At 69.5% G+C, this 16,610-nt stretch carries 22 protein-coding genes; 10 read left to right on the top strand and 12 right to left on the bottom strand.

Going from position 1 to position 16,610, the window contains the following annotated elements:
• The coding region (locus QH283_RS26115) for a ParA family protein (RefSeq protein ID WP_280505586.1) at positions 1-611 on the top strand (611 nt) is incomplete at its 5' end.
• Positions 608-982, top strand: coding sequence for a hypothetical protein (locus tag QH283_RS26110; RefSeq protein WP_137355087.1), 375 nt, complete (start codon positions 608-610; stop codon positions 980-982). The genes QH283_RS26115 and QH283_RS26110, both read left to right, overlap by 4 nt.
• Before the next feature lies 1 nt (position 983).
• On the opposite strand, the gene QH283_RS26105 is transcribed toward QH283_RS26110, so the two are convergent.
• The 11 genes from QH283_RS26105 to QH283_RS26055 all read right to left on the bottom strand — a co-directional run bounded on the left by QH283_RS26105 (position 984) and on the right by QH283_RS26055 (position 10,614).
• On the bottom strand, positions 984-1,175 hold the full coding sequence (locus QH283_RS26105; RefSeq protein WP_249355420.1) for a hypothetical protein: 192 nt from the start codon (positions 1,173-1,175) through the stop codon (positions 984-986).
• A 1,540-nt stretch (positions 1,176-2,715) separates the two neighbouring features.
• A complete protein-coding gene (locus QH283_RS26100; protein ID WP_280505585.1) occupies positions 2,716-3,543 on the bottom strand; it encodes a DUF2637 domain-containing protein in 828 nt (275 codons plus the stop codon).
• Complete coding sequence (locus QH283_RS26095) at positions 3,540-3,917, bottom strand: hypothetical protein (RefSeq protein WP_280505584.1); 378 nt, start codon at positions 3,915-3,917, stop codon at positions 3,540-3,542. Before QH283_RS26095 ends, QH283_RS26100 begins: the two co-directional genes overlap by 4 nt.
• Positions 3,914-4,564 (bottom strand): hypothetical protein, encoded by a 651-nt coding sequence (locus tag QH283_RS26090; protein ID WP_280505583.1) that lies wholly within the window; start codon positions 4,562-4,564, stop codon positions 3,914-3,916. Before QH283_RS26090 ends, QH283_RS26095 begins: the two co-directional genes overlap by 4 nt.
• Entirely contained in the window at positions 4,561-6,237 is a 1,677-nt protein-coding gene (locus QH283_RS26085) for a hypothetical protein (protein ID WP_280505582.1), read from the bottom strand. The genes QH283_RS26090 and QH283_RS26085 overlap by 4 nt, the downstream gene beginning before the upstream one ends.
• Before the next feature lie 32 nt (positions 6,238-6,269).
• Positions 6,270-6,773: a hypothetical protein gene (locus QH283_RS26080; RefSeq protein ID WP_280505581.1), complete on the bottom strand. Its 504-nt coding sequence runs from the start codon at positions 6,771-6,773 to the stop codon at positions 6,270-6,272.
• A 26-nt stretch (positions 6,774-6,799) separates the two neighbouring features.
• The gene (locus QH283_RS26075) at positions 6,800-8,953 is read right to left on the bottom strand and encodes a hypothetical protein (RefSeq protein WP_280505580.1); all 2,154 of its coding nucleotides are present in this window, start codon (positions 8,951-8,953) and stop codon (positions 6,800-6,802) included.
• Positions 8,950-9,717 carry a hypothetical protein gene (locus QH283_RS26070; protein ID WP_280505579.1) on the bottom strand — a complete coding sequence of 256 codons (768 nt, stop codon included), beginning with the start codon at positions 9,715-9,717 and terminating at the stop codon, positions 8,950-8,952. The genes QH283_RS26075 and QH283_RS26070 overlap by 4 nt, the downstream gene beginning before the upstream one ends.
• A gap of 53 nt (positions 9,718-9,770) precedes the next feature.
• Complete coding sequence (locus QH283_RS26065; RefSeq protein ID WP_280505578.1) at positions 9,771-10,190, bottom strand: RRQRL motif-containing zinc-binding protein; 420 nt, start codon at positions 10,188-10,190, stop codon at positions 9,771-9,773.
• Positions 10,187-10,435 carry a hypothetical protein gene (locus QH283_RS26060; protein ID WP_280505577.1) on the bottom strand — a complete coding sequence of 83 codons (249 nt, stop codon included), beginning with the start codon at positions 10,433-10,435 and terminating at the stop codon, positions 10,187-10,189. Before QH283_RS26060 ends, QH283_RS26065 begins: the two co-directional genes overlap by 4 nt.
• Positions 10,436-10,446: 11 nt before the next feature.
• Positions 10,447-10,614: a hypothetical protein gene (locus tag QH283_RS26055; protein ID WP_170986981.1), complete on the bottom strand. Its 168-nt coding sequence runs from the start codon at positions 10,612-10,614 to the stop codon at positions 10,447-10,449.
• Positions 10,615-10,815: 201 nt separating this feature from the next.
• Between QH283_RS26055 and QH283_RS26050 the strand changes: the two genes are divergently transcribed.
• The 7 genes from QH283_RS26050 (at position 10,816) to QH283_RS26020 (ending at position 15,766) form a co-directional block, all read left to right on the top strand.
• Entirely contained in the window at positions 10,816-11,640 is an 825-nt protein-coding gene (locus tag QH283_RS26050) for an AAA family ATPase (RefSeq protein WP_280505576.1), read from the top strand.
• Positions 11,641-11,642: 2 nt separating this feature from the next.
• A complete protein-coding gene (locus QH283_RS26045; protein ID WP_280505575.1) occupies positions 11,643-12,884 on the top strand; it encodes a hypothetical protein in 1,242 nt (413 codons plus the stop codon).
• Positions 12,885-13,096: 212 nt separating this feature from the next.
• Positions 13,097-14,098, top strand: a complete 1,002-nt coding sequence (locus tag QH283_RS26040) for a replication initiation protein (protein ID WP_280505574.1) — start codon at positions 13,097-13,099, stop codon at positions 14,096-14,098.
• Positions 14,099-14,100: 2 nt separating this feature from the next.
• Positions 14,101-14,355, top strand: a complete 255-nt coding sequence (locus QH283_RS26035) for a replication protein RepB (RefSeq protein WP_280505573.1) — start codon at positions 14,101-14,103, stop codon at positions 14,353-14,355.
• Positions 14,356-14,470: 115 nt separating this feature from the next.
• Positions 14,471-14,788 carry a hypothetical protein gene (locus QH283_RS26030; protein ID WP_280505572.1) on the top strand — a complete coding sequence of 106 codons (318 nt, stop codon included), beginning with the start codon at positions 14,471-14,473 and terminating at the stop codon, positions 14,786-14,788.
• A 62-nt stretch (positions 14,789-14,850) separates the two neighbouring features.
• Entirely contained in the window at positions 14,851-15,054 is a 204-nt protein-coding gene (locus QH283_RS26025) for a hypothetical protein (RefSeq protein WP_280505571.1), read from the top strand.
• A 46-nt stretch (positions 15,055-15,100) separates the two neighbouring features.
• Positions 15,101-15,766 (top strand): recombinase family protein, encoded by a 666-nt coding sequence (locus tag QH283_RS26020; protein WP_280505570.1) that lies wholly within the window; start codon positions 15,101-15,103, stop codon positions 15,764-15,766.
• 125 nt (positions 15,767-15,891) lie between these two features.
• Here QH283_RS26020 and QH283_RS26015 read toward each other — a convergent pair whose 3' ends face one another.
• Entirely contained in the window at positions 15,892-16,038 is a 147-nt protein-coding gene (locus tag QH283_RS26015; RefSeq protein WP_280505569.1) for a hypothetical protein, read from the bottom strand.
• Positions 16,039-16,209: 171 nt separating this feature from the next.
• Here QH283_RS26015 and QH283_RS26010 point away from each other — a divergent pair.
• On the top strand, positions 16,210-16,610 hold a 401-nt coding region (locus QH283_RS26010), incomplete at its 3' end, for a ParA family protein (RefSeq protein ID WP_280505568.1).

Raw genomic sequence — 16,610 nt, 5'->3', positions numbered from 1 at the left:
CCGCTTCCCCTGCGCCGCAACCGAGTACCCCCCAACCCCTGACACCCCCCAAAAGGGAAACCCCAAATCCGGCCGGACCCCATCACCCCCCCCCCACCCGCCCTGGCCCGTCTGGCCTCCTCCGGGCGGGGGCGGGGCCCGGGGAGGCGCGGCTGGCGCGCCAGCTCGAGGAACACGCCGCCGGCTACGACTACGTCCTGATCGACTGCCCGCCGGCACTCGGGGAGCTGACCGCCGCCGCGCTCACCGCCGCCGACGACGTGCTCGCCGTCGTCCAGGTCGGCAGCGACGAAATCGACGGCCTGATCGAGCTGGGCAAAACCGTGCTCGACATCGCCGAAACGCTCAACCCCGGCGTGGACATCCGGTACCTGCTGCTGACGAACTTCGACAGCCAGCCCGTGGCCAGCCGCAACATGCGCGACCTTCTCATCCGCGACTGGGGCGACTGGAACACCGGCGGGGCCTACCTCGGCGAGATCCCGCGCACCATCCGCGTGGTGGAAGCCAAGGGCCGCCAAGTGCCGATCCACGTCCACGCCCCCACCAGCAGCGCCGCCGTCGCCTACAAAGACGCCGCCCGCCGCCTACACGAGAGGATCACCGCATGAACGCCGCCCGCGCTACCGGCCTGAACCTACCCAGCAGCAGCCGACCCCAGCACCGCGGCGACCTCCGCGAAGCCGCCGCACGCGTCCGGCCCTCCACAACCACCGACACCACGCCGGCGGCGGCACAGCCCGAACCCGCGCCGGCCACGACGCCCGCCGCCGCGCCGGCGGTGTCGATCCCGCTCAAGCGGAAGAAGAACAAGCGCCCGTTCTCCACCCAGATCAGCGCCGAGACCTCCGCACGACTGGACTGGCTGATCAAACAGGGCGCCGTGCTCACCGACACCGTGGACGCTGCGATCACTGCCTACCTCGACGCGGCCGGCGTCCCCCGGCCCGGCCCGGACGGCTCGATGCCCGACCCGACCTAGCTCACTCCAGGCCCGGGTCGTCCTGCTCGGCCGGGATGAGGTCGGCCAGCCGCATCGGGAACGGGTACCGGCCGGGCACGCTCTCGTCCGCGGCCTCGATGACCGCGTGCTCGCCGTCGCTGTCGAGTTCGAGCACACGGAACACCGACACCCCGCCGGGCCGAATCCGCACCAGGTCGTTCACTCCGATCACACCCCGCACCATAATCGAACCTATGTGCGATTCCTGGGAGCCGGTGTATCGGGCCGGGAACCGGCCGGCCGCACCCGGCCAGCTCTACCGCGTGCGCGACGGCTGGGCCGAACCGCGCCCGGTCACCTGCCCGAACGGGCACGACCTCGCGCCGGGCCGCGGGAGACCAGCAGACCGCCGCCTGCCCTGGGGCCCCCTCTCTGGGAGCGCCTGCCCCTGCGGCGAGCAGCGGGGCCTGGGGCAGAGCCCCAGTAGCAGCCGCAGGCTGCTCAGCCCCTTCCGGAGTGGAGCCACGGGAGTAGTGCGTGGTGGGTGGGTGTCTCTCCGGTCGGCCTGGGGCGTCTCCGATCACACGAGCGCCAGGTGTCCAGGGTGGCCGCAGGCCATCGCGCAGCGACGCGAAGCGCCCTGGATGCCTGGTGGTCGTGTGATAGCCCCAGATCAGGCCGACCGGAGAGACGCCCGCACACCACACCCGGCGCAACGCAGGCGCGAGCAGCAGCTCGCGCACGACGGCGGCCACGCCGTCGCACCACCCACCAACCGCCAGCCGCGCCCACCAACCAACCGAGCAACCCGAACCAGGCGCATCTGTAGACCGCAGCCAACGCACACGACGCCACCACTGGAAGCGACGCCGAAGGCGGCGAGCACGTATGCCAACGCAACCACGTCGCAAACGCACCGATACGCACCCAACGCAACCAATGTCTTTTGTCTTTTCACCCAACCCCCACCCACTCCCCTGACCTAACCAGAAATGATCTTGAATCCCTCCACCCCTCCAGACCCCCATCTCATGCGCACGAAGTGGGTATGAGATGGGGGTCTGGAGGGGTGGAGGGATTCGACGGCGCGAAGCGACGTCCACGCAGGTCAGGGGAGGTGGGTGGGGGTTGGGTGCACCTGCGAAAACCTGCGACCTGCCGTCACCGGTTTCGACCTGAGTTTTCGCCGGGTTTTCGCACGCCGACCAGCCGCCTTCCAGCAACTCGGATGCTGCGAATAGGCATCCCGCCGGCCGCGCCCCGCGCGGCGTGCTCGGGGTGCCGCGACCGGGCTGCCGAGAGCCCATCCGGTCGGGCGGCACGGACACGAGGAACGTCGGTAGCGACTGTGCGGCTACCGGCGTGGTGGCGGCGCTGGCGCGCCGTGCGCGGCCTCCGGCCGCGTGCCCCGGAGCGGGGACGCCTGCATTGTGTTCGCGCGCCCCTCACGCCTCAAGGGCGCTTCGCGTCGCTGCGCGATGGCCTGCGGCCACCCTTGACCCGTGAGCCTCTGCGCGCGAAAAGCAGGCGTTAACGGGCAGGCCAGGGGGCCTGCCCGGCGGAGGCGCACGCGCCCCCGCTCCGGGGCAAAGACCGGCCGGATGCTGCGGTAGCGCCCCCTGCCGCTTTTGGAGCAGGGGGAACACCGGAGGTGGTTAAGCTGGCAGCCTTCTCCGGCCTCGCCGAACCGCCTCTCGGGGGGAGGCCGGACACGACAAAGCCCCTGCCGAATTCCTCTCGGCAGGGGCTTTGCGCTAGTGAATGGCAACCGGTCAGCGAACCAGGGCTAGCACCTCCGCTTCCTCGTCGTCGGCGCCGTCGTCGGTCTTGACGATCTGGGCCACACGCGAGTGCGAGAGCCCGAACGCGGCGCCGAGCTTGCGGGTCGATTCGCCGGCGGCGTAGCGGCGGCGGATCTCGGCGTCACGGGCAGCGAGCGGGTCGCTGTCCACCCCGTCAACCGTCTCGGTGGCCGACGCGGGCGCGCTGTCCAGCGCCGTCAACCCGCTGTCCAGTCCTGTCGAGTCGCTGTCCAGCCGTGTGGAGTCCGCGTACACCGGACGCGGGTCGTCGTCTACCAGCGGCGGCTCGGGTGCCTCGGCCGGCTTGGGGGCGCGAGGGACCTCGATCAGGGCCGTCAGCCCGTGGGTGGCGGCCAGACCGAACAGCGGCGCGGCGCCGGCCACGGCCGCCGCGATCATCGCCGGGAGCAACCGCTGTCCGGATTCCGCAGCGTGCAGGCCGTTTCCGACTACGGAAATGGCCTCGGCGGCGAACAGCTCACCCCAGAAGAACGCCTTCGTCGCGAGGGGGATCACCACGCCCTGGCGGGCGCGGCGCTGGAGCGAGACCAGCGCGACGGCGGACTGCACGATCGCGCCGTCGACGAAGATCGGGCCCGCCCACGCTAGACGGGGCGTAATCCCGGCCATGACCGCCAGATCGGTCAACGCCGCGAAGCTCCACGCGAACGCGCCGGCGCCGATCACGATCGTCATCGCCAGCGCGGTCAGCTCCGCGAGGTCGAACCGGCCGCTAGACACCGGGTTGACGGTGCTCGACGGCGGGTCGACAGGGTGGACAGTGGCTGTCGAGGTCATCGCTCGACTCCTTCCCGATCGGGTGTACGGACCAGGCCGGCGAAGGCGTGACCGTAGCGGGGCTGGGGCACCAGGCGCTCACGCTCGGCGTGCAACGCGTTCTCCGACGCCAGATCCAGCGCGTCGTCCAGATCGCGAGCAAGCTCCTGGTTACGGGCTTCCAGCTCGGCGGCGCGGTGCTCGGCGGCGTCGCGCTGGGCGCGAGCCTCGGCCAGCTGCTCCTCCAGCACGGCCGCACGCTCGTTGGCGGCGATGAGCCGCAACTGCAACTCCGGATAGGACTCACCGGGCGCGGCCGGCCCGTACGGGCGCAGCGGCTCGAATCCGCCGCCCGCGGCCCGCTGCTCCTGGGTGGGAGTGTCGGTGCTGCTCACCGCTCCATCCCCTCTCGGTCACGATCGACCAGGCCGGCGAAGGCGTGGCCACGGATCGGCGCGACAGCGGCGGTCTGCTGCTCGGTGTCGCGCTGCTCGCGGTAGCGGGTGACGTAGGGCGAGGTGATCAGCCCGGTCGCGTCGCGCTCGATCCCGTGCTCGGCCAGGTGACGGGCCTGGGCCTCGCTGCGCAGCTCGATCTGCGAGGCGTACCCCGAGGTCTCGGTCAGCTCGGCCAGCTTCGCCGCGGCCTGCGGATCGCGCTGCCACCGGTCGGCGGCCTGCTGCAAGTAGGTCCAGTGGTCGCACCACTCGTCCTCGCGCTCCAGCCACGGACCCACGATCTCGGCGCGCTCGACCGCATCGGCCGGGTCGTAGTCGTCCGGATCGCGGGTCACCAGCGACTGCGCGTACACGAAGTCCGCACGCATCCGGATCTCGGTCGGCGACTCGGCCTCGAGGCCGGCGGTGTGGGTGGGGGTAGTGTCGGTCATCGGTTCGGCTCCCTCATATGCAGTGGTGGTGTCGGATCGGTTCGACATGCCGGGCGTGGCCTCGCCCGGCATGTCCCTGTCCGCGCTCTCGCGGACAAGCTCGGTGGTCCAGCGGCCGTGTCCGGTCAGCTCGCGGGCGTCGTCAGCGCTCACCGCTCCATCCCTTCCCGGTCCCGGTCGCGGCCGTTGACCAGGCCCGCGAAGGCGTGGCCACGGATCGGCTCCCGCTGCTGGCGTGCCTGCTCGGCCTGGCGCTGGATCTCCGCGTCCCGCCGGTCCTCGTGATCGGTGCTCCAGTTCGGATCGGCGAAACGCTCGTCCTCGCGCTCCAGCTCGTCGGCGGCCTCGAACTGCGCGGCCCGGCTCAGCACTTCCTCGCGCGCGGCGGCCTTGTGCCGCACCGCCTCCGCCATCGACGGCCGCTTGGCCTGCTCGGCCTGCCGCTCCGGGCTGCCGTACCGCTGCGCGGCCGGGGTGCGCTCGACCAGCTTGTGCACCGCCTCGTCCCGCTCACCCCGCAGCCGATCCCGCTCGGCCACGGCCTGGTCGCGGGCGGCGGCGAGCTGGTCCCGCTCGGCCAGCGCCGCGGTCAACTGCCGGGTCAGGGCCGCGTTGCGGTCGGACAGTTCGCCGGAGTGCTCGATCGACAGGTGGTGGCGCTGCCGCATCGACTCCAGCTCATCGCGCAGCCGGTCCCGCTCGACCGCCAGCTGCGCGACGGCCAGCTCGCGGTCGATCCGCTCCGGGGACAACCCGGCCCGGTCGGCGGCCCGGCCGGCCTCACGCCACTGCGCGGTCAATGCCTCGGTCTGGCGCGGGTCCGCGTCGGCCGGCCTCAGCTCCCACTCCCGCTGCGCCTGGTGCAGACCCTGGATCGCGTCCTCCTGGTCGCGCGTCAACCGCTCCGGCTCGCGCAGCTGCTCGTCGCGCTGGACCAATGCCTGCTCACGTTCGGCCAGCGAAGCCATCACCGCCTGATGTCCGCCACTGGAGGAGAAGATCGGTGCCCGATCGTCACGGGAGTCCCACGTCTGGACGTGCACGGCCGTGCCGAAGGTCAGCATCCGATCCGGGTTGCTGCGCATCCACGCCGTCGCGGCCTGCTCGCTGTCGAACGACTTCGACCGGCTTGTAGTCACCCCATTGCGGTCGGTCCACCCCACGACGGCGCGGAACCGATCCGCCTGGTGTTCACCGTTGAGGCGGCCCGCGCTCCCGGCAAGGTACTGCTGCTCGACGGCCTGCCTCTGCGCCCGCTGAGCCGCGACGTGGCCGGCGCCGCGGTGAACGACCGCGTTCCGGTCGATGCCGAGCTGCTGCTGGGCGCGGGCGACCTGGGCGCGGTAGCGCAGCGCCTCGATGCCCTTGACCTTGTGGGCCTTGGCGAACAGGGTCGCGATCTTGTCCTTGTGCTCGGGGAAGGCGGTAGCCGCGTCCAGACCGTCCAGGGCGATACCCTGCTCGGTGCGGGTCAGGTGGCCGTTGGTGACGAACATGCGCGCCAGGTCGGCGCGGTGCTCGGCCAGCGACCAGGCGTCACGGGCCCGGCGGGTGTGGTCGACGGTCGGGTCGCTGGCGCGCTGGGCGACGGCCTGGGCGTGCACGCGGTAGCGCTCCACGGCCTGGGCCGTCCAGGTCTTGTGGTGGGTGCGGGCCTGGTCGGCTTCGCGCCGCTCGGTGCGCACCAGCCGCGAGATCTCCTTGCGGGCCCGGCGCCGCTCCAGCCACGAGGCGGCCTGTGCGTGCCGCGAGATCGCGGCACGCATCGCCACACTGAATCGGCTGATCTCGGACACAATCTCGTCTTCGACACTGCGATCGGACATGGTGTTTCTCCTTCTTCTCGGTGTGATGGGAGTCAGTGGGTCTCGGTGGTGGTGCGGCGGGTCTCGTAGCGGGCCCGCCGGGCGGCCAGGTGCTCGACGTGACGGCGGATCCAGGACCCGGTGTCGGCGGCGGCGTACCAGCACATCTGCACGGTCTCGACCGCGCCGGGCCGTCCGGCGCAGTGCCACCACGCGAAAGCGCCCAGGGCGAGCACGTAGAGGGCCAGCGGGCCCGGCAGCGGCAGCACCGCCACCGCGGCGCCGGCCGCGGCGGTGGTCGCGATCGCCGGACCCCAGATCCGCGCCCAGTCGCGGGCCTTGCTGGCGCGGTCGACGTGCGGGGCGACGGTGCGGCCGAGCACACCGCCATCGGGCAGGATGGGCTCGAAATGAGCGGCCAGCCGCTCGACACTGGAGCCTTTGAGGTCATCGGCAAGGCCGCTGAGTGCGTCGAGCTCGGCCTGGCGCTGCTCGTCGGATAGGCCGACGATTTCCTCGCCGTGGTCGTCCGGATCGACCGGTCGGGGCATGGACATGACGGAATCTCCTTGCAGGGTGTGGGTTACGCCGGGCGGCGCTTCTTGGTCAGGTCGATCACCGGGGCCAGCGCCTCGGGGGCGGGCTCGATCGCGCGCAGGCTGGTCGTCAGGCCGGGTAGCGGACGCAGACGCTTCAGCTCCGCGTCATCGAGCGGGGACACCCGGCCCCAGCGGGCACGCCCGCCCGAGACCTGCACCACGTCGCCCTTCTGCATGGCGCGCAGCCTGTTCGGGGGCAGCAGGTACTGGTCGCTGGTCTGGACGTTGCCCTCGTCGCCGTCACGGCTGCCGCTGATCAGCTTGCGGCTCAGCTCGAACTTGTGCCTCGTGCCGTAGATCTTCGAGATCGTCTCCGGGTCGGTGGAGCGGCCGATCAGGCTGCCACCGGAAGCCGCCGCGACCAACGCGGCCCGGTTATCGTCGTCATGGCCCAAGCCCTGCCAGGACTGCGCGATCCACCACGACCCGATACCGGCCTTCCGCAGCCGCTCGACCCACTTCACCGCGCGGGTCTTGCCATCCGAGACCGCCGAGAACTCGTCCACCACCATCAAGCTGGTGCGGCCGTGCTCCTTGTCCGCCAGCTGCTCGAACATCGTGCCCAGCGCCCCGAACTGCGCCCTCGCGCGATCGGGGGTCTTCACGCCCTCCAGGACGATGTAAAGCACGTCGAAATCGGTCAGCTGCCGATCACCGTCGAACGCCTCGCCCAACGAGCGGTACAAGTTGGCGAATTCGGCGAGCGTGGAGTCCATGGCCGGCGTCTTGCCTGCCATCGTGGCCGCCAGCTCCCGGTCGATGCCCGGCACGCCCGCCCACGGCACCTGGTCATCGAACACGCCGCCCCACAGCTTGGCGATCACGGTCGGGTCGAACCGCGACAGGAAGTCCAACCAATTTGCGGGCGGGTTGTGGCCGACCGGGGTCGCCATCCCATCGACCAGCTCGATCCGTGCGGGCGCGTCCACGATCAGATGGATCAGCGTCGTGCGCAGCTCGTAGAAGTACTTTTCGGTCTCCGTCGTGGGCGCCGAGCCGCCTGAAACCATCGCAGAGAGGATCGAGCGCAGATCGTCCACGATCGTCTTCTGCACCTCGACCGGCTGGCTGGCGAAGTCCGGGCGCGGCCACATCGCCAGCGACACGGTGTCGGGGAAAATCCCGATCCGCTCTGGAGCCACACCCAATGCCTCGAACCAGGTCCGCATGCGGCGGGCCACCTTTCGGGACTCGGGGCCGCCGTTGCAGTCGACGATGATCGCCAGCGGCCGGCCGGGCCGGTCGTGGCGCCACCACTGGCGATGCCGCGTCCACGTGGTCACGAACCAGGACACGAGCACGCGCAGCATCAACGTCGTCTTGCCCGAGCCGCTGGAGGCGACTGTGGTCATGTGCTCGGCGACGTTGATCCACGGCAGAAGCAGGCGGGTCTCTGCCCGCTTGGTCAGCTGGCGCAGCATCGACCGCGTGGGCGCCTGGTCGTGCTCGGCCGCCAGACGTCCGATCACCAGCTGCGGGTTCCAGTACCCCGACGTGAACGGCAGACGGCGGCGCGACAACCGCGCGGCGGCGCGCTGCTCACGCTGCGACTGCGCCCACAACGCCCGCTCCGTACGCGCGGGAGACTGGAAACCGTTGGTCAACAGCTTCACTCGCCGGTTGGTGTGGGCGATCATCGCCAGCAGCCACGCGACCGGGATCAGCACCAGCGACATCTCCGCCACGCCCGGCACGTAGTCGCCCGCGGCGATAAGGTCCATGCCTTCGCGGAAGTCATCGAACGGGGCCGCCGCGTCAGCGCTGGCCAGCATCGCTGAACCCGGCAACGCGACCACGGCGGCGATCGTCCAGTTCCGCATCCGCGCCGGCGTCCAGGCCAGCAGCGTCGACGGCACCAGCAGCAGCGCGGTCAGGATCAGCGTGAACGCCAGACCGACGCCGGAGCCGATCAGGAAATCCCCCACCTGGGTCCAGGTCAGATCCTCCGGAAGCGGCAGCGCCCCACCGAAAAACGCGTCATCCGGGCCGTCGCCGAACGGCCGGGCCGGGTCGATACCCGGCAGCACCTCACCCGGCGCGGCCGGGGCGGCCGGGGCCGGGGCGGGCTCAGGTGCGGCGGTGATCTGCGACGGGAAGGTCTTGCAGTCGTCGGGGGTGATGATGGACTGGCAGCTCATCGCGACACCGCCTCGGCGAAAGCGGCCTGGTCGCCGTGATCAGAGGCTCCGCCCTCGATCACCCTCAGACCGGGCTGCGACGACTCGGCGGGCTTGTCGGCCTCAACCGGCAGCGCGTCTTCGAGCGCGGCCACCCGCACCGCTGGATCATCGGCGCCCCGCGGGATCGACTTCACCGCGGCCACAATGACGTTGCGGATCTCGTCACTGCGGCGCATCACCCGACCGTCACGGTCGGTCCATACCGTCTTGACGTAGTAGCGGACCTCGGCGCACTCGGCCTTGCGGGCCGCTGCGATCGCACCCGCCACCGCCGCACGCGCCGCGGTGATGTCCTTCGCGGTCAGCTCGACCTCGACCGCCACCAGCTCACCGGTGGACTTGTAGAAGCGGCCGTCGTGGACATGGCCGCGCGGCTGTCCCGGCTTGGGCATGCCCAGCTCGGCGCGCAGCTGCCGCTCGGGCACCCACCGGTCCAGATCCTGACCGACCAGTGCCAGGCGCAGATCCAGCACCGTGGACACGTGCGCGGCCATCTTCGGCGTCGGCGTCCAGAACCGGGCGGTGTACGGCAGAAGCGCCTCCACCGCGGCACGGGAAGGAAAGACCCACGTCCGGCCCGGCACCGGCCTGATATTCAGGCCCGAAACCATGTGCGCCTCACGCCATTTCGCCACCGTCCGGTAGGCGCTGGACATCTGGACGCCGAGCATGCCGGCCACCCGATCCAGCGGGGCACCATACATCTCGGCCAGGATCGTCAACACCCGCATGTCACGCGGGGTGAGCTGCCGAGGGCTCCTACTCCTCCTGCTCGTCATCGCTGCATCCCTTCTCGGTCACGATTGATCAGGCCCGCGAACGCGTGGCCACGGACCGGCTCCCGCTGCGGTGCCGGATCGGCCCACCCGGGGCCCGGATCGGTGATCTGCTCGAACTCCGCGCGGGCCAGGCCGCGCCTTTCCGCAGCGCGCAGCTGCCGCTCGCGCGTGGCCTTCTCCAACGCCGCCCGCTGCGCCGGGGTCGCTTCCCGCTTCGGCGCCGCCTGCTCGATGTCGTAGAGGTAGGCCGTCAACGGCTCACGCCCACCACGGCGCGGGCGCTGCACCTTCCCGGCGATGTCCTGCCCGGCCGGGCGCAGACCCTGCGCGGCCAACTGGCGGCGGGTCCGCAGATTCGACGGCGCGCACCGCCAGTCGTAGACCGGCAACCCGCCGCCCTGCTGCTCGGCGGTCACCGCTGCCACCCCGCCGGCGCTTCCAGCTGCGCGGCCGGCACACACCGCGCCTGCGCCGCGTACGCCTCCTGATCCGGGCGGCACACGTTCGGCACCGGCCGGTAGTCCTGGTGGTCGATCCACGCCGCGCTGCACCCAGCCATCCCGACCAGCAACGCAACCGCCACCAGCGCGAGCCGCACCTGCGGCGGCAGCGCGGTGAACGCCTTCGACCCGGCCGACATGACCGCCGCGTCGGTCTTCATGACCGGCCCGATCATCGCCGCACCCCGCGCCGACGCAGCGGGCCCGCCGGGCCCGTCAGCATCCGCCAGCCCACCCACACGAACGCGGCCAGAAAGAGATTCCCGAGCACGAGGGTGGGGGCGGTAATGAGAGCGAACAGCGCCGCCAAGACGGCTACGACCACCACGGTCGATCTCATGACATCACCTTCTCCCAGATAGGCATCAGATAGAGATTCTGATGCCCTCTACGGTAGAACTGATGCCTTCTGATGTCCAGTTTTTCGCATGTTTTTCGCCACAAATTCGCCGACCAGGGAGAGGACTGCCCTCTACGCCAGTTGATGTGGGTGTCAACTGATAGGTTCAGATGACAGGCAGGGGTAAAGGAGGCGACTCGCATGGAGGGCGTTGGGGAGGCGCGGCATCGGCAGATTGCTCGGGAGCTGCGCAACGAGATCGAGGCCGGGCGGCTCCGGCCAGGGCAGAAGCTGCCCAGCACGCGGGCACTTGCACAGCAGTTCGGGGTGAGCGTCGCGCCGGTCAACGACGCGATGGCCCTTCTTGAGCAGGAAGGGTTGGTCGTCAGCCGCCCTCGGTCGGGGCGGATGGTCAGTGAGACCGCCACGCCTGGCGCGCCTCGGCCTCGGCGCGGCCGGCCGCAGGTGATCTACGTCGGCGGCTACGCCGGCAGTGGAAAGACCGAGTTCGGGCGGGTGCTGGCGCGGATGACGGGCTGGGCGATGCTCGACAAGGACACCATCACCAGGTCGGTGGTCGATACCGCTCTGACCCAGCTGGGCAGCACGGTCTCCGACCGTGAGTCTCCGATCTACCTGGATCTCGTGCGGCCGGCTGAATACGAATGCCTCGCGGCGGCAGTGCGGGAGAACGTGGGGTGCGGGGTGTCAGTCATCGCCACCGCGCCGTACATCAAGGAGTTCGCCGCCGAGGCCTGGTTCCGGCGCACGTCTGTCGAACTAGACACCCTCGGGGCCGACATGGAGGTCGTATGGATTCGGTGCCAGCCGGATTCGATGCATTCCTACATCACCCGGCGTGGCGCTGCCCGCGACTCCTGGAAGCTGGCGCACTGGGACGAGTACGTGAGCGGGATCGACATCTCCTTCGAGCCGCCGTGGCAGCACACCATCATCACGAATGATCCGGAGTCGCCGCCGCTGCGCGAGCAGGCCGAGGCGCTGATCAAAGCCTTGGTGGATTGAGCATGGACACCGCGATCGTGATCTACGGGCCGCCCGCGGCCGGCAAGGACACAGTGACCGCTGCACTGGCCGAGCTGGACCGGCGGGTCCGTCACTTCCAGCGCATGAAGATCGGCGCCGGCCGCACCACCGGGTACCGGATGGCCAGCGCGGACGAGCTGGAGCAGCTGGCCACTGCCGGAGGCGTCATTTACGCCAACCGCCGCTACGGCTCCACCTACGTCATCGACCGCCCCGAGGTCGGCCGCATCCTCGCCGCCGGCGAGATCCCCGTAATCCACGTCGGGCAGCCGGAAGCGATCGACGCGGTACTCGGAGCAATGCCCGCGACCCGATGGGTCGTGGTCGAACTGTGGTGTCCGCGCGAGGTCGCCGAAACGCGGATCGTGGCGCGCCAAACCGGCGACACCACCGACCGGCTCGCGGCCTGGGATGCCACACCCCGGCTGACGACGGCAGATCTTCGGATCGACACCGCGGCGACTTCGCCGGCCGCGGCGGCGCAGCAGATCCTCGCAGCGGTGCAGGCCGCCAGCTGCACCATTGTGGTACCCACGCTGCACCTGACCGACGAGACCGGCGCGCTCGACATAGCCGCCACCCGGCGATATGCCGAAGCAGCCAGCCGCGGCTGGGTCGACTTCTTCCTTCTCAACGGCTCGACCTCGCGCGGTGACCTCCTCACCCCCGACGAGCGTGCGGCCGTGCTCGACGTGTGGCTGGACGCTGACGGCCCGACTCGGCTGCTCGCCTGCACGTGGTCGGCCGATGACCTTCGCATCGCCCGTGACCGACGTATCACGCCGATGGCCGCACTCACCGCACCCGACCGCGCCAGCGCCCAGCAGATCCTCGAATCTCTGCCTGCCGGTAGCACCATCTACAGCCACCCGGCACTGCTCGGCTGGCCGTTCACCGCCGAGCTGGCGACCTGGGCGCGCACGACCGGCCACCTGCCCGCCGGCGGCAAGCTCGCGAAGATCCAGCCGTCCGAGATCCGCGCTATCCACAGTGCTGCGCCGGACTTCGCGGTCTGGGACGGATCATCCCGACACATCCGAGAATCGATCGCCGCTGGCGCCGCCGGCGTCGTGGCCACGCCGCTCACCGCGCTGCTGGGCGATCTGCCGCCCCGCAGCCTCGCGCTGGTCCAGCCCGCCGTCGACGCTGTGCAAGCCGACCTCGACCGCCTGCCGCTCCGGGAGGCCAAACGACGGTGGTTACTCGATCAGGTCGTCGGCTGAGTGTGTCGGGGCACCTTCCTCGGGCACACTAGAAAGAGTATGTACAGGTTCTAATATGCATATATACGCATTATTCAGCCTGGAGGAAAGATAGTTCGTGATGGCAGGGAATAGGGGTACCTGGGCCCCCTAAAAACCTATAACTACCTGATTAGGCTAAGTCGGCGTGTCGTACTTCATCACTGCTCGGGGATGGGGCAGACTTCGTGGCCATGACGGCCGAAGCGGACTGGGATCTTGAGGGCGACCTCTGGACGCTGCCGTTCGAGTTCGAACAGCACTGGCGCCCCCGTCGTCCGCTGGCGGCCCAGCGGAAGACCGGCGGCTACTACCGCACTTCACGGGAACGCGCCCTCACGATGCCCTACGTGGAGAGCAATCCACTGGCTCTGACCTCTCTGGTCATCACCGACCATGACGGCGGCCGGGCCGACGAGATCGCGGCACTGTGCGGGCTGCCAGTGCCCAGCTGGATCGCTCTGAATCCGTTCACCCGCGACGGCCACATCGCCTACGCCCTGAAAACGCCGGTGATCCTGACTGATCCCGCACGCCGCGGCCCGGTACACCTGCTCGCCCGCGTAGAGGCCGGCCTGAACAACGTCCTCGCCGGCGATGTCGCCTACGCGCACCGGACCACCAAGAACCCCACCCACACCGAGCACATGACCCTCTGGGGGCCCGAACACGCCGTCTACGACCTGCGCGACCTGTGGCAGCCGATCGAGGCCCTCGGCGCCCTGCCGAAGTACTCGACCACCAAAGAGCGCCGCAAGGCGCTGGCGAGCAGCGGGACAGGCCGGAACGTCGACCTGTTCGACCTCGTACGGTCCTGGTCGTACCGCCGCCGTGGCGACTACGACGACTGGGCCACCTGGCGCCAGCTCGTAGACGATCACGCCTGGGACCGGAACATCGACGTCATCGGCCCGGCCTACACGAAGGGCCCGATGGACGCTCGCGAGGTCTCCGGGATCGCCCGATCGATCTCCACCTGGACCTGGCGCCGAATCAAACGGTCATTCAGCGAGGAGCAGGCACGACGCGGAACGAACGGCGGCAAGGCGACCGCTGCGAGAATGAGCCAGGAAGAACGACGCCAGCGAGCCAGCAAGGCCGGTAAGACAATCACAGAAGTGAGGCGCGAGGCGAACCGTCGACGTGCCGCGAAGTTCGACATGGACGCGATCATTGCTGCCGGTATGGAGGGATGACGATGGGCGCCAAGCACCCTGTTCGACGAGCCAAGACCGCCAGAGAACTGGCCGAGCAGTTCGGTGCGAGTACTCGCACCATCCAGCGGATGATCGCCGAACCCCGCGCGGAGTTCGAGGCCCGCGCGGTCGAGAAGCGCCGCCGCGCCCAGCAGCTACGCGCCGAGGGCGCGACCTACCGCCAGATCGCCGATGAGCTGGGCGTCGGCATCGGCTCGGTGTCCTCGCTCCTGCGCGTGCCGGTGCCCTCGTCATAGCCACTCTGACCGCCGATAAGGTTCACTTATCGACGGTCAGAAACGCCCGCAGATCGGCGCATTTTCCCAGGTCAAAACCTGCGACCACATCGCCGAGGAACTGACCCTGTACGCGATGGACGTCGAGGAACAGCGCGACCAGGCCGACTACATCGCCGAAGAGGACATCAGCGAGGAGTCCCCGGAACGACTCGGTATCGACGACGAACTCGGGCAGCGCCTCGAACGCATGGCCACCCGGCGCGAGCAACTGCACGCGATCGCCACCGCGCCCGCACCGAACGGACTGACCGCGATCGAGCGAGTACAGCTGACGGCAGTGCTCACCGACCTCGACGCCGGCCGAATCCGCGACGACAAAGGGCTCCCGGAGCTGCTGTGGGTCGCCGAACGCAACAAAGCCGACCCGAATTGTCGTCTCAAAATTCCGTAACGGTGTAAAATTATGAGATACGCGATTCAAGTTCCGGTAGCTACAACCTCAAGGAGCAAGACATGCCCATGCGCAGCGGGTACTGGATCGAATGCGACGACTGCGGCAACGGCACCGGCGATGCCGGAATTGCGATCCCCGCCCCAGAATCCACCCCTGATCGAGCCATCGACAACACCCCCGAGGACTGGCTTATCGACCTCAATCCCACCCCCGCCCGATTCCTGTGCCCCGACTGCCTTGAGGCCGATCCCGACACACTGTGAACTCCGCACGCGGGGGAACCACGGCGCCAGCCGGACAGAAAGGCACATGATGGATCTGGGCTACGCCCGAGTTTCCACCACCCACCAGGACCTTGAACGCCAACTCGTCGCGCTCGCCGAGCACGGGATCCCGGACGAACGGATCTACGCCGACAAGAAGACCGGCGCCACGGTCGACCGGCCCGCGTTCAAGAAGATGCTGAAATACGCCCGCGAAGGCGACACGATCGTGGCGACCAACCTGGACCGGCTCGGCCGCAACCTGCGCGAGTGCCTCAACGTCATCCACGACCTGAGCGAGCGCGGTATCGGGGTGAAAACCCTGCGCGACCCGCTGCCGATCGATACCACCGACACCTCCGGTATGGCCGAACTCAGCGTCGCGATGCTGGCGCTGTTCGCCCACATGGAACGAGTCTTCGGCCGCGAACGCGTCGCTCACGCCCGTGAGGTCGCCTCCGCCCAGGGCAAACACCCCGGCCGGCCCCGCAAGCTCAGCGACGCCCAGCTCGCCATGGCCCGGGCCGCGCTGCGGGAGGGCCAGCCCGTCGGCCAGGTCGCCGAAGTGTTCGGGGTATCGCGGGCCACGCTGTACCGCTACCTCGCAGAAGCTGCCGACGCCCAACAGGACGCCGGTGAACCAAGGAGAAGGAAGAGAGATGAACTGGGAGAACAACCTCCAGACAGCCGACGCGATCGTGCTGGAACTTGAGACCGAGCACGACCTCGACCGGTGGCTCTGACGCGGACCGCACCCGCTCCAGGCGGTGCGGTCCAGGTCAGAGGAACATGCATTCAACTTGCATGTAGTTTGCTGGTGAGCTACATGCAAGTTGGTCAGTAGTCGAAATGCGGATCGACCAGCAGGCGGGCCGCGAACAGCACGCCCGCGCTGAACTCCGCCGGCACCCGGTCGGTGTCCTCGATCCGCGCGGCGACCTCGGCCAGCAGCGGCGGCAACGTCATGTCCTCCAGCGCGGCCACGATGCAGTCGGCCGGGGACTGCCCCCACCGAAACGCCCTCGGTCGACGGACTGGCCGGTCGATCGCGGCGATAACCGCAGATCACAGCATACATGTAATCCACATGTAGAACGCATGTTGTCTGCAAGCGTTCTACCTGCATTCAACATGTATGCAGGTAGGATGCAGGGTATGACTTCTCCCCCGCACGTCATCGCGATCGCCCTGCAGAAGGGCGGCGTCGGCAAGACCACCTCGACCATCAACCTCGGTGCCCAGCTGGCCGACCTCGGCGCGAAAGTCCTGCTGGTCGACATGGACCAGCAGGCGCACACCACCAAGGGCCTCGGCGTCCAGGTCGGGCCCGACGACGCCACCATGTTCGAGGTCCTGCACGCCGACCGCGAGATCCGCGTACCGCTCAGCGAGGTCATCGTCGCCACCGATTTCGGTGTCGATGTCGCGGCCCCCCCCCCGGGCAAGCGCGGGCGGGAGCGGGACGGGCGGGGCGCGGGCGGGGGGGGCCCGGGGGGGGGGCCGGTATGTGGGTGTGGGCGTCGTCGTCCCAGCCGCGACGCCGCCAGCAGATCGGG

The organism is Nocardia farcinica (assembly GCF_029867845.1).
In the GTDB taxonomy this organism is placed as follows: Bacteria; Actinomycetota; Actinomycetes; order Mycobacteriales; family Mycobacteriaceae; genus Nocardia; species Nocardia farcinica_A.
The sequence above is the reverse complement of the archived record's forward strand: the minus strand, read 5'-3'. Positions and strand labels throughout refer to the sequence as shown.